This is a genomic window from Pseudomonas sp. RA_105y_Pfl2_P56, from assembly GCF_963970845.1.
Taxonomy (GTDB): Bacteria; Pseudomonadota; Gammaproteobacteria; order Pseudomonadales; family Pseudomonadaceae; genus Aquipseudomonas; species Aquipseudomonas baetica_A.
Window position 1 is genome coordinate 205,636 of sequence record NZ_CAXAPL010000005.1, and the last position, 13,167, is coordinate 218,802.

Genomic DNA, 13,167 nt, shown 5'->3' on the forward strand with positions numbered 1-13,167 from the left:
GCTCTGCATGCTCACCTTGCTTGTATTTTGGTATGTAACGCTGCCCAGAGTAGTCGTAAATTACCCCAAGGATGGGAAGGAGGAGCTGCGCTATATCTGGAATACACAGCATCGTATCGACAAAGGAGGAATGCTCCCCGGTGAAGGGACGGCAGATGTCGGCCACATTTTTCCTGATAAGGATTTCTTCATGATGTTCGACTGGTGGTCCGGTAAGAAGCTCAGAAGGTGTATCGACATAACGCCAAAATGGGGGACAACGACAGAAATCAACCTTGATGTAACAGGGAAGATCGACACCGCGAAAACCTCTTCAGATGTCATTACGCGTTTAAAACCTTGCAAAGGAGAACTTGACCCTTTCCGGCCCTAAAGGTCATATCGGGAACCGCGCTCAAGCCCCCGGCCTTAGCCACTCAATAGCACTGAGGTGTCCCCTAAACCCTTCAAACAAGGGACCATCTTGAAAAACCCCGAGCGAATTTATGGCCAACGAGAATCGATAGCTGACGCGAGCGGATCCGGTGGGGGAAACACGCGGGGATATCCTGACGGAAGTGAGTCATTCAGATTTCATAGGCGGTGCGCTCTGTTCAGTGCTGGAGGGGTAATCCAATCTTGGAGACCATCAAGCGGCAAGCGTACTCCTTAGGTCCCCATTTCGCAGCGAAGGTCTCTGATACTTCGTACCAGTTCCCTGCTGGGTGGCCAGACCCATGATTAGCACCCATGCAGGAACACTCGCAGTGTAACCCCTGAGCATTCCAACAAGCTGACGCGCAGACCTGTTGTTCGCGATGGAGCTGAATTACATAAGCTTTCTTGAACCGCCCAATAATCCGCTTCACCGTATCCTCAAACCAAGCCGTGGGTACATCCCATGCTTTGAACTGGGCGCTCCATTCTGGCTTATTCCGTTTGCCGTTGCGCAACCAGTCAAAGTTATCTTTGGCATACGGAAGCCGTATCAAAACAGAGGCTTTTTCCCTCTTGAGAACGACTGGAATGCCTCCTTGCTGCCAAGCGTCGTGAATTCTCGTGTCGTATGTCGTCATGGGCCCCTGCCAATGATTCGATTTGTCGGGCTCATACCCTTTTTCTTAACGTACCCTCTGGGATGGCTTTACGCCACCAAAACGGCCGCATTATTAGCACAGCGTTCAAGTAGATCGCAGGCGATATTCCCAAGGAGTTTGCTCAAAGGAAGACCTATGCTAAATCCAAAAGCGGCTTCCAAGCTGTTCCTACCGGCTTAATGTTTAATCGACCGCTCAATCTTTTGGAGCCCACTGAAAGATACTGAATGACGGGGCCAACGCTGCTGCCAACCTAACAGGTATGTCGCAACTCGGTGGTGGCGCCCTCTTTACGCACAGTTTCACAGCGAAGCAATTAAACATATGGCTTTCGGCCCCCCGCCTGATTAACATCTGGATACCTCGCCTGCTTGCTGGTGCAGCCGCCTCACAGCACTGAACCAAGTTTGACAGACGCCAGCCATCTCTCTTGGGAGGTTGCTGTCCGGGTCGCGACCAAGATCGCCGTAAAGGCTTCGCGGTCTCCCGAAGGTATAGAGCGCCACTCAACTGCTGCGTCAATAACCGTAACTCTGTCTACACGTTGGGGTCACCAGACGGTTAGCAGCTTTATTTTCAGGGTGGGGTTCGATGTTCAGCCGCATGGCGCGCGCTTGACCGAGAAGTCCAAAAAGGTACGATTTGTGCCCCGACTGAGCCTTTGAGAGAAAGCATGCATCCATGCAAAAACTTGCCAACTTGGCGCACTGCGCGGGATTAACCACAACGCTGAAAAAGCTACGATTTATCGTGTTTTGACGGAACTCTTGGGGGAAATCATGCGCTCATGCAAAAACGTGCCATTCTGGTTGGAGCCGCATCACGGCATGTCGTGACTGCGCTCAGCCTCGCCTGCTTGCTGGTGCAGCCGCCTCACAGCACTGAACCAAGTTTGACAGACGCCAGCCATCTCTCTTGGGAGGTTGCTGTCCGGGTCGCGACCAAGATCGCCGTAAAGGCTTCGCGGTCTCCCGAAGGCTGAAGGTCCCCTGTAGCAGTTGGGTGAGAGTTCGCTGGTGTCTCCCGACAAACAAGGAGTTTTTGTGGCCTCGCCGCTATATCGTCGAATCTACAGCATGGAGTCGCTGCATTCAGCCTGGAGAAAGGTTAAAGCCAGCGCCTACTCCTCCTCGTCAGAATCTATCCGAAACGAGGCCAAGGACTTCGAGAGCCGACTTCCCAAGTCGCTTTCCGATATCCAGCGCGCACTATCCAAAAAGACGTTCACATTCCAACGGCAGACCGGCGTGGCTAAGATTAAGGCCAACGGAAGTTCCCGCCCAATTGTGCTTTCACCTATTCCCAACCGGATCGTTCAACGAGCTCTACTCGACGTCCTGCAATCCCGCATCAAATTTGTAAAGGAGGCTCTGGCTACCCCTACAAGCTATGGGGGCATCCAAAACAAACGGGTCGCAATGGCAGCAACCGATGCCAAAGAAGCCATCTCCAAAGGGGCCGCCTTTCATATCAGGTCGGACATCGCAGAGTTTTTCACGAGAATCGACAAGGCCCGCGTTATGGAACTTGTAGCTCCTCACATCAAATGCCCCGATACAGTTGCTTTGTTCCAAGCAGCAATCACCACGGATCTCGCGAACATTGATGCGCTTCGGCTGAAGGGACTCGATGATATGTTCCCCCTCGGGGTGGAAGGGGTAGCTCAAGGGTCTCCCTTATCACCACTCATAGCCAATTTGTACCTGCATAACTTTGACAAAACCATGAACGATGGTGAGGTCGTCTGTCTTCGCTACATCGACGACTTTCTGATCCTCGGAAAAGACATAGGCTGTGTAGACCGTGCCTTCAACAAAGCGCAGAAGGAGCTCAAAAAGCTCTCACTTCATGCGTACCAACCTTCGGCCACAAGCGACAAAGCTTCAAGGGGGCCGACAGCTGACGGATTCGATTTCTTGGGCTGCTTCGTCTCGGCTGGCTTGCTCCAACCCTCTAAAGCCACGAGAGAGCGTTTCAAAAAAAGAATAAAATCCGATTTAGAAGCATCGATCCGCGTCATGAAGTACAGCGTTGAAGCCGGAAACATTTCGCCAAAGGGGAGCTACTCGGGCGCACTACAAAATCTCGACCGAGTGATCTTGGGATGGGGCAAGGCCTTTTCCTTTTGCAGCAACGGCCAATGGATAAAGGGGTTGGATGATTACATCACAGGCGCGCTTGCGCAGTATGAATTAGAGAAGAGGAATCTCTTTCAAAAATCAAACGGCACGGATCAGCGCAGGATGCTGGGGGTAAGGCTACTTGCAGCGGCTCACTCGGAGCGCTCCGAGCCAGCTTGAAGCTGTCGGAGTTATCTACACGTCCGGCACGCCTGTGTCCGGCTTGTCGTAAGGCTGGTGGTGAAGCGAGTTGGCGATTCATCGTGAGTGCCTCGTTCGATCAAGTAGAAGGAATGGCCACCTCACAAGGCATTCGAGCACATGATATCTTCAGATTAGAGTTGCTATCGCCTTACCCCTCACTCCTTACAAAGGACAATCTGAGATGGAAATCAGCTCGTTTAATGAGTTCTATGATGCTTTCTCCGAGTACCGTAAGGACAATCGTTGGATGTTCCGAGGTCAAGCAGATGCATCTTGGCCAGTCGTGCCAAAGGCGGGCAGAAGCCCCTATAAAGAGCGGGATGATCTGGAGTATTTGGCGTCTTGGAAAAGAAAGGCCTGCGAGTATATTCCAAAAACGCCTACAACAGATTGGGAGTGGATGGCTATCGCACAGCATCATGGCCTGCCAACTCGACTACTCGATTGGAGCTACAATCCGTTGGTGGCAGCATTCTTTGCTTGCCTATCTCACCCAGATACGGATGCTGCGATATATTGCTTGAAGCCGAAGCTTTATATCACTTCCGAAATGTCCGGCCCGCGCCGTTTGCGAAACATTGCAAAGTACAAACCTAATACGGTCGCAGCTCGTATTGGTCGGCAGAGTGGTTTGTTCACAGCCCACCCTGATCCCGATGTTGACCTTTCAGATGCGTTGCAGAAAGAAGATGAATTGGTTCGTCATACCATCAGGGCTGGATACAAGCGGCAGATGATGTTTGACTTGAATCACTATGGAATAAATCGCCTATCCCTCATGGGCGATCTTGATGGGCTTTCCGCACACATGTGCTGGGCGCTGGAGAATAGTCGCTATTGGTCAGACCATGATGAATTCATTTCAGAACTCGTCGGCCAACCGGCATTCAAGTAATTAGCCCAATGCGTGCTGTGAAACAAATCAACCTGTAGAACCCGGTCGCTCCATCTTCTCATACGTTGGAGGCCCCGACTGGCGCACGGCTTGGCTTTTGTGATGCTACCAAGCTTTGGCCCTGAGCATATCCCCCTGCCCCCGCTGAAACGATGTTCAAGGCATTAGCGATATTGTTGACCTTGTACTTGTTGCCACCGAGGCCCCGAACAGCCGCCTTGGCGTTCTCAGAGCTGCCTACGCGATTCGCGAAGATGGCTTGATAGTCGCGTGTGTAGTTGTCGGTGATGTTCATCCGTTGGGCACTGGCATCGTTGGACACCGAGTTCCTCAGGCGGTCGATGGAATTACCGGACAGACCAGACTCACCGATGGCTGCGTTTATGGTCCCTTCGTTGCGGATGGTCTGTAGGTTCACCTCAGTGAGCTGGCGGCGGGCCTCATCCTGTTTGTCCACGGTGGCAAGCTTTTGGTCGTTCTCTGCGAAGTTGGCTTGCTTGACCACTTCGTTCTGTTGTTTACGTTCGTTGTCGGTCATTTGACCTTTGGCTTTGGCGCCTTCCGATGCGCTCATAGCGGCTGAAGAGGCAGCAAGACCGGCCATTGCGATGGATATGGATACTGGTTCACACATACTGAGTCCTCCTTAAAATGAAAATTGCTTGAGCAGCAAGCCCGAGGGCGACTTGAAAAGCCCGTCACTCAGAACGGCTCCGAGCTTTATCAGCAAGCGAACGTGCGCATGGTTTTGCACCGCTACGTAATTCGTCAGAGTCACGTTACCGGGCACCTGGCTTTTGATCTGGGCTAAGTGAGCTTTGAGAATCCGATAGAACTTCAAGCGCTCTGCTATGGACAACTCAGCGACATGCGTTGTGGTGATTAGCCAGATTCCTCCTCCCGAATGCCCTCCAGCGGCCAAGACCTGCCCTTCTCCAGACTTAATGACATGAGTGGTTTCGTCGAGGGCCTTCGTGAAGACTTCAGCAGGGTTTCGACCTGCCTGCATGCCGTTGAAGTCCGCGAGGTCGCTCGGGGAAAGGTATTCCGATGCCTCTAAAAGATCAGCAAGAGTTGCTTTGGTTTTTTGCATATTGATTTACCTCCTTTCAGATGAGTGAAGGCAGGACCCTTGTTGGCATCCTGCTTTTAGTGGGTGGTTTTAGCGAGGGCTTAGCGAATCTCGACGCCTTGCGATTCCATAATCATGAGCAAGAGCTTCTGGCTAACAGGGTCGTTTGGAACGAGCCCGCGCAGGCCGTTGAAAACACCTGTCATGTATTCCTGATCGGCTCTACGGGAGTCAGTACCTGAGGCAGCGAAGGCGTTGTAGCCAACTTGCCCAACACTCGCGAGGACCCCATAAGCGGGAACCTGTTCGGCAACCCGCCCAAGGACCCCAGTGATTCGGTCGTCTTTAGTCGCGCTGTACTTCATTGCGCCGGGGTCACGCTGTTCCTTAGGGCCCCGTGGGAGAATCGAGGAACGGACCATTGCGGCCTGATCGAACCCCAGAGGTGCCGCGACGATGTTCGCCAGACCCAGCGGAGCCCCGATATGGGAACTTCGGGACAGAGCGGCGTAGGTCAACATCTTCGGATCAAGTGCTTGCTGTAGGAATTTCTCTCGCTGGTCTTTAGGCATCCCAGAGGCTTGGCTGTACTTCATCGCCATGTATGCACTGAGGGCCAACCCAGTCGAAAGAACCGCCTGCATGGTCTGGTCGATAGCCCTGCCGTTCTTCGTGGAATCATGGAAACCACGGATGAGCCGAGAGTTAACCGAACGCATGGTGAAGTTCTTGAATTGCATGGCTGTCTTGATGCCCGCGCCGTATGCCACGGTGTCAGCCGAAGAGAGCTTGTGCGGACGCAAGATAGTCTCATCAGCGATCTTGTCGCCCATGCGCCATAGGTCCATCGTCCGAGGGTCCCGCTGAAATGCCGCCCGGTCCGTGAGCTTGTAGGAACCGTCCTTCTGTCGCTTCACGTAAGTCTTGATGAGGTCCTTCATTCCCTCGAACTGCTCCGGGAGGATGGACATCGACTTGAGGCGTTGCGGAGAGAACAGGCCCGACTCACGCCCTGCTATGGCATGGTCTACGAAGTCCGACAGGACTCCTTGACGGCCTGCATCTGCGATGTAGTTGGATGACTCGGTAAGGAGCCATGTGAATGGGTTCCACCGTGTAGACAGTTCTTGAGTGGCGTATTTGACCGACCCCATTATGTTGGCTGCCATCGGGCTTGCCCCGGCTTGGTCTCTAAGACGCTCCACGATGTCCGAACGAGTCGGTCGAATGTGGTTGTCCAGCTCCCGACCGAACACCATTGAATGCATGTCTGACAGGTCCTTGGCGCTGATCTTGGAACCCCACTGGCTCATTTCCCTCAGGAGCGGAACGCCTTTGAGGAGCATGTGGGTGTGTCCCTTGGTCACCATTCCGGCAACCTCGGTGATGGACTGCACGCCCATGTAGGCATTCTTTGCGAAGAAGCTTAGGTCCGCCAGAGAGCGCGCAGCAGTCGCAAGGGTCCCGTCAACGTCACGCCGCGCACGGCCTGTCAGGATCTTTACGGCATCTTCAAGGGCAGCACGTTCGGCCTTGCTGTTTACCTTGACGCGTCCGATGTCGTTCACGAGTTCCGCTGTGCTTCGGCCAGTGGCCCCCATGATTCCAATGTCACCGTTAACCCGCCGGTCGTAGCTTGGAGTGATTCGGGACAGGTTGAATTCACGCAGGTCGTTCACCGCGAAGGTGCTGCCATCGGAAAGAGGCACGGCCATGTCGGAGTCGAATAGATGACGGCCCTCAAGAAAGTTGTTCACCCCAAGCCCAGCGCTGTCAGGAATGCTGCCTTGAGCGTCGAGGTTCAGCAGCGTGGACCCAGCATGGTCGTCGGTCTTGGCGATACCGAAAGCTTTGCGCTGTGCGTAGTCTTCCACCTGTTCCCTCAGGATTTCCTCACGCATTGCCTTCGTGTCCACGGTAGGCGCTGGCTGTTTCCCTTTGGGCTTCGCCAGACTCTTCACACGTTCGGCCAGGAGTTCATCAACCTTGTCCTTCAGCAGATTATCCACACGGGTTTTCACCGCTGGACGGGCCGCATAACTGGCAAGCCACGACTCCATAATTGCATGCTGCAAGCCTTCCTCACCGCCCAAGCGTTGCACTTGAAGAAGCTTCGCGGCGGTGCTGTAGACGTTGGGGATGTAAGAGCCAGCGTGCCGAGTCTCAGGAAGAACAGGGCGAGCATTACGGTTGCCAAACTGAGCCGGGGCAGCCAACAAGTCAGCCTTCCGGTCGTAGTGCCTGCGCACCGTGTCCATCAGCTTTCTTTCGCTATCGGTGAGTTGACTCAGCTTGTTGCCTGACTGGTCCTCAATGGCTTCCGCCACGCGTCTGAATGCCCGGTCAATGTGAACCTCACGGCCGCCACCAGTCAGTGCGTAGGACGGGTCTTTGATTGCCTCAAGGACCTGCTCTGACATGGTGTTGTAGGTAACGTGGTCCTGACCCTGAATTCGCTCAATGATGTCCGAGGCGGTTGCTCCGAACTTGCCATTGGAGCCGCTGACGGTTCCTGTAGGAGAGCGGAATAGCTGACTTCCGATTGCGAGGACCTCAGGGTTCTCCGAGCGATTCAGCGTATAGCCGATCTCGGTGAAGCCTCCCATGGTGACCCCTTTAGCGGCCCGGTCAGGTACGACCTCAGCGGCCTCAGTGATGAGCTTCGGGTTCAGCGGGTTGGTCGCCGACAGAATCGAACCGTCACGCAGGCGCACCGCACCGGGTTCGCTCGGATGGTCCACATAGTCCACACCGGCAGCGTTTTTAGGCTCCTCACCTTCACGCCATTGGTAGCGTGTCGGATCTTCCTCACCAAGCTGACGGGCAGTTTCACGGGCTTCCAAACGGATGCTTGGAGCTGCGAACTCATTGGCTGCGTCGTCCTCCCAGTGCAGGTCATAAAGGTTCTTTTCGGAAGCCTCACCGTGTCGGGCAAGGATCGCTTCAAGCTGATCGTCTGGAAGATCCACACGTTCAACCTTCGGAGCCGCTCGCAGAGCCTTGTCGAAGAGAGCCGTTGCACCTGCGCCGAACAAGGCACCACCGACCAGCGCTGTGCCGTAATGACCTTCGATGCCTGTGATGTTTTCACGAAGCCCCTCAGATGCCACAGCGGCAGCGCCTGAGTACAGCGCGCCCTGAGCCACTCGGGATACCAAGCGAAGTCCGGTAGTGCCCGGAATCGGCGTATAGGTCAGCGGGTCCAACCCAGCGCCTGCGAAGCCCCCAACGATTTGTGCACCAGTCCCCGTACCGTTGATCTTGCGTTGGTACTCTTGGTTTTCCTTCGCCATCGCTATGGCGTTCGGTAGGTTCGACCGGTTGCCCTTTGCGAAGTCCTGCACGAACGAGAAGAACTGAGGGTCCACGCCTTCGCGGCGGATCATGTCGTAATCTTCAGCGGTCCAGTTCGAAGTATCGTTTGGCTTTACCCATTCGAGCGGGTCGGCATCCTCCATGGTTCCATAGCGCAGTAGCGTGCCCACAGGGGAGGTCGCGAGGTTGGCTGCAACGGAATCCCCGAGACCCTCAAAGGTGTCTTTGTCCTTTGAGCCGATGACATTGGAAAGGGTCTGGAAGTCCTGTTGAGTTTGCGGGGCGGTGCCACCGGGCAGGTCTAATTGACCCAGTACCGGCAGCTCACGACCGACATTGTTTTGGGCCGTCACACCACGAGTGGCATTCTCGAACTGGACGGCCTCAGCCTTTGGGTGAATGCCCGGATTGGTCACCTCCTGTGCATCGAAGAATCGGCGGCTGGCCGACTCACCGGATACGTCCAGCAGCTTGCGCATGTAGTTCTGACCTTCAGGGCTGATCTTGGTGAAGTCGCCTTGATCCAATGCGGCCAACTGAGGGGAACCCAAGCGGCCTTGTCCTTGGTTGTACGCCAGAGCGGCCTTGAGATAGCCACCTTTGTAGGTTGTGCTGAGTTCCTTCAGAGCCTGAGCGACGGCGGGGATGGCCTTCTGAGGATTCAACCGGTCCTCTGGGGTCATCAAACCGTAGGCTTTACCGGTCATCTCGGTGAACTGCCCGAGGCCCAAGGGGCCTGTCGGCGATTTAGCGGCGGGGTTAAAACTGGACTCGTTGTAAATCAGCTTGTGCATGAAGTCGTAGGGGATGCCTTGGCGGTCAGCTTCCTGACGAATAAGAGCGTCGTAAGGTGTGCCCGCTGCTTTTACGGCTGCGTAGTGTTGAAAGTTTTCCATTGAGTGTTTTCCTTTTTGTCTGACTTCCCGCCGACTTCCAAGACCAGTTCAAAGCGCCCACACTCAGGGCACCGGCTTGGTTCGGAAAGTCAGACAGAAAGAAGCTTTGAATTAATTCTCGTGGCAGGAGGTCGGCCCTGTCAGGAGGTCTTTATGAGTTAGCGCGATGCAATTCATTGTAGGAAAGGGATTTTCTAACTGTTTTAAACCGTACCTTTCTGAGCCTTCGTAATTTTTAAGCGAGCCTTTTTCCTTTGTTCTGCGATGTGCCGGCGACAGGAATCATTGATTTCTTTGGCTCTTGCTTCGAGCCAAACAAGGCCTTTAGCAGTAACTCGAAAACCATCGAAATTCCCATAGTTCGTGGAACAGCGCTTGAAGAATCCATAAGAAAAACCTGATGATTTCGGCTCAATGACACTACGGGATTCAGTTGGATGCTCTTTGTATACGAAGCGCCCCTTATAGACGAGATAAGTCTTGGCAAGTCCTGTGTTGATAATCCCAGCAGTGCGACAAGCCTCAGCCCACGACAAGCCTATAGTGCTTGCTTTGTGCATTAGCGTGTCTGCTTTAGGCATATTGGCGCTCAAAAGCTTGTCCTTTTCAACAAGGGCCAATGACGCCATGCGCGCAGATAAAACAGCATCTTTCCGCATAGCTACAAACGCATCAACAACCATTACATAGAAATCCAACGAACATGCCATTGCATAAGCAATCGTCGCTCGCTCAGTCGCCCAAGTACCGCCCTGATCCCCGTGAACGACATGCAAATCTGCACATCGCTCGAAATACTCACGTTCTCGTCCACGCCATTGCGCTGGTGGCTTAGTAAGCTTTGGAAGCACCTTGTTGATATTGGTCAACGACCACAATGAGCCCTTTGATTCAAAAGTGTGACCTTCGATAGTGATAGGACATGTTGGGCTTTCATTCTGTAGCTCCATTTTGGCACCCTCCCTGTTTTGTATTGACGTAGATTCATCTTTCCGCAAGGGGCGCTTGAGACCGCCTCCGCTTGGGTAGCGCCGGTCTGCCCGCAAGCATTTTGACTCAGCCAGGTTCGCTTAGATTTAAGCTGGCTACCCGAGAAACCTTTGAAAGGGATCGCTCAGCTTTATAGTGGGTACTTTTGGTTGGTAGCTCTACGAAGCTTTGCCGACGACCCACAAGAAAGCACGTATCACTTTGCGTTTTTAGTGAGGGGTTTTGACTTTCGGCACGTCCCAGACCTTTCAGATGTCCAACAGTGACCTACTTGCGGGGCGGATCAGAGGCCGGAGCGTGGTCGCAAAGGAGCATCAGGTAACCCCATGGGGCTCATCCATCAGTAATGAGTTCGACTTAATCATTATTCCCTGTGTATGGCGATTATTTAGAGACGTAACCTGTACAGCCTTACCCTCCTGCAAGGGAAGGGAACCTTAGTAGGGCAACCGAGTTCTTTAAGCCAACCGCATGGGCCATCTTTGTCGCTATAAAAAAGTTAGTGTTCTGGGGGTAGTTTAGCTCGCTGCGGGATGGTAAAACATCAACACGCAACTCTCTTACTTGTAGCTCAAACCAAGGTAAAAATGGAAAACAACTGGATAGAATCTCTAAGAAAAATATTCTTTACTCCCAACGTTGCAGAGCTGGACATCAATGGGGCTATAGAGCTAAAGAAAAACCATATACCACACAGACTTTTCAAGTACAGAAAAACCAATGAATTCTCAAAGGAAAACCTAAAAAACAGCTCTTTATATTGCACATTTGCCTCTACATTTAACGACCCATACGATTCAACCTTAGTCTTCGACCCAAACTTCGGAGAAAGTTACGCAAGCGGCTTAGCCAAACAGCTCATTAAAAAGACCGACATCACACCCGGCGAATTAGATTTTTTAGATCGAGCAGAAGACCCATTAGCAGCCCTCCTACTATTTTATTTTAATAGGTCCAATGACGCTAACCTCGCAACCAGTGAAAGCATAACGAAACTCGCAGAACATTTGCTCGCAAGAAAAGAAGAAATAAACTTAAAAATCCTATCAGAATTCAATCTTAAAATTCAAAACACTTACAAAATATGCTCACTCAGCGAACGAATTGATTCACTTCTAATGTGGGGCCATTATGGGAATGACCATAAAGGATTTGCAATGGAATATGACTTTAACTCACTCCCTCTGAATGACCTCATGGGACGCAGCCTATGGCCTGTTATTTACAGCGAGCATATATATAACGCCTCTGAAATAATGAATAGAGCCAACGATCCCGAAAAATCTTTTAACAACATGTTTGCAATCATTGCTGCATTACACAAAGCCAAGGACTGGGAGTATGAGAAAGAGTGGAGAATTATCCTCCCAGATGGTCCCACCTCCCCTCCCAACAACTTTCGCGCGCCACTAAAAGCCGTTTACTTAGGGTCTAAGATAAGTGACGCAGATGCTTCTGAAATCTATTCATTAGCGACTGCAAAGGGATTACCCGTATTCAAAATGCAGCTCTCCCAGCATGAATTCAAAATGATTTCATTACCTTTTTCTCTTTGATTTAGAGAAAAGTCACACAAATAGAGGCGAACTGAAATTTAGCCATGTCCCTGCTCGCCTCTTGTCATAGTAATCTTGGCTATTATGCTGTGCGAATGGCCTCAATGATTGCCGCACGGTCTCCTGCATGCCTCGCTCGTAAAACAACTCCCAATGCTGCATCACGGGTCAACTGAGTAAAAACAAACTGACGCTTGAACGTATCTTCGTAAAAAGCTTCCTGAGCGACCACGTTACCATCTACAAAACCCCAAGTGGTCAAACCCTCAGGCCCTTCTACAGCTTCGAATAGACCTAATTCAACGAACTCATTAAGAGCAGCGGTTAGACTCACTTTGAGGTCAACATGGCGCCGTTTAGGTGTGGCTTTGGCGATGGTGAGACTGTCGGTTACAAAACGTGGAGCGGGCATAAATCGTTCCTTCAAAGGCATGAATGCGCCCAAGGTATACGATCTATACTCACATACGTTATTAGTTTTTATCGGAACAAGCTGGTGCCGGTGCTATTCGATCCGAACCGCAACGTACTTTGGCTCCTCGTCAGCTTGAGATACTGCATACCTAACGTTGCTCTCTTTAGGTTCTCGTGTGAGAGCCCTAATCATGCTCTGCACGTTCTCGACCTCTGCTCCCTCAGCCGTTTGAGGAACCTCAAGAATTTCCGTTCGGGTCGCCCCTCCGTGAGTCCAGGAGCGTTTAGCTACCCATTTCCATGAACCTTTGCCGTGGTAATCATCATAGTCGTCGCTGTATTCAATCGAGACGTGAATAGCGGGTTCAGCGGTTCCCGAGTAGGCACCTATTAGGGCCTTGATGGCAGGACGCATTGGTTGGTTGGGCATATCTTGAGTATTCATGATGCAAGCGAACTCCCACTAAAGATTTGTGAGCAGTACTCGCTCACCGGTAGGGCGCACTTTACGGCTGCCGCTCAGCCAAGTCAACGAACAATACTCACACACCTCGGGGGGGGGGGGGGGGGGGGGGGGGGGGGGGGGGGGGGGGGGGGGGGGGGGGGGGGGGGGGGGGGGGGGGGGGGGG

At 52.6% G+C, this 13,167-nt stretch carries 10 protein-coding genes; 4 read left to right on the plus strand and 6 right to left on the minus strand.

Features of this window, described 5'->3' with window-relative positions; translation table 11 throughout:
- The first annotated feature begins 7 nt into the window (after positions 1 to 7).
- From AACY11_RS05980 to AACY11_RS05990, 3 genes are all read left to right on the plus strand, one after another.
- Positions 8 to 373, plus strand: coding sequence for a hypothetical protein (locus AACY11_RS05980; RefSeq protein WP_339494115.1), 366 nt, complete (start codon positions 8 to 10; stop codon positions 371 to 373).
- Between the two features lie 1,746 nt (positions 374 to 2,119).
- On the plus strand, positions 2,120 to 3,376 hold the full coding sequence (locus AACY11_RS05985; protein ID WP_339494096.1) for a reverse transcriptase domain-containing protein: 1,257 nt from the start codon (positions 2,120 to 2,122) through the stop codon (positions 3,374 to 3,376).
- Positions 3,377 to 3,581: 205 nt separating this feature from the next.
- On the plus strand, positions 3,582 to 4,295 hold the full coding sequence (locus tag AACY11_RS05990) for an FRG domain-containing protein (RefSeq protein ID WP_339494098.1): 714 nt from the start codon (positions 3,582 to 3,584) through the stop codon (positions 4,293 to 4,295).
- Positions 4,296 to 4,353: 58 nt separating this feature from the next.
- Here the strand turns inward: AACY11_RS05990 and AACY11_RS05995 are convergent, their stop codons facing one another.
- The 4 genes from AACY11_RS05995 to AACY11_RS06010 all read right to left on the minus strand — a co-directional run bounded on the left by AACY11_RS05995 (position 4,354) and on the right by AACY11_RS06010 (position 10,528).
- Positions 4,354 to 4,929, minus strand: a complete 576-nt coding sequence (locus AACY11_RS05995; protein WP_339494099.1) for a virion core protein, T7 gp14 family — start codon at positions 4,927 to 4,929, stop codon at positions 4,354 to 4,356.
- Between the two features lie 12 nt (positions 4,930 to 4,941).
- A complete protein-coding gene (locus tag AACY11_RS06000; RefSeq protein ID WP_339494100.1) occupies positions 4,942 to 5,388 on the minus strand; it encodes a phage protein Gp13 family protein in 447 nt (148 codons plus the stop codon).
- 80 nt (positions 5,389 to 5,468) lie between these two features.
- The gene (locus AACY11_RS06005) at positions 5,469 to 9,578 is read right to left on the minus strand and encodes a transglycosylase SLT domain-containing protein (RefSeq protein ID WP_339494101.1); all 4,110 of its coding nucleotides are present in this window, start codon (positions 9,576 to 9,578) and stop codon (positions 5,469 to 5,471) included.
- Positions 9,579 to 9,781: 203 nt separating this feature from the next.
- Positions 9,782 to 10,528 (minus strand): hypothetical protein, encoded by a 747-nt coding sequence (locus AACY11_RS06010; RefSeq protein ID WP_339494103.1) that lies wholly within the window; start codon positions 10,526 to 10,528, stop codon positions 9,782 to 9,784.
- A gap of 627 nt (positions 10,529 to 11,155) precedes the next feature.
- Between AACY11_RS06010 and AACY11_RS06015 the strand changes: the two genes are divergently transcribed.
- On the plus strand, positions 11,156 to 12,124 hold the full coding sequence (locus AACY11_RS06015; protein WP_339494104.1) for a DUF2971 domain-containing protein: 969 nt from the start codon (positions 11,156 to 11,158) through the stop codon (positions 12,122 to 12,124).
- Between the two features lie 82 nt (positions 12,125 to 12,206).
- Here the strand turns inward: AACY11_RS06015 and AACY11_RS06020 are convergent, their stop codons facing one another.
- Positions 12,207 to 12,536 carry a hypothetical protein gene (locus AACY11_RS06020; protein WP_339494106.1) on the minus strand — a complete coding sequence of 110 codons (330 nt, stop codon included), beginning with the start codon at positions 12,534 to 12,536 and terminating at the stop codon, positions 12,207 to 12,209.
- Between the two features lie 93 nt (positions 12,537 to 12,629).
- Positions 12,630 to 12,983 carry a hypothetical protein gene (locus tag AACY11_RS06025; RefSeq protein WP_339494107.1) on the minus strand — a complete coding sequence of 118 codons (354 nt, stop codon included), beginning with the start codon at positions 12,981 to 12,983 and terminating at the stop codon, positions 12,630 to 12,632.
- Positions 12,984 to 13,167 lie beyond the last annotated feature (184 nt).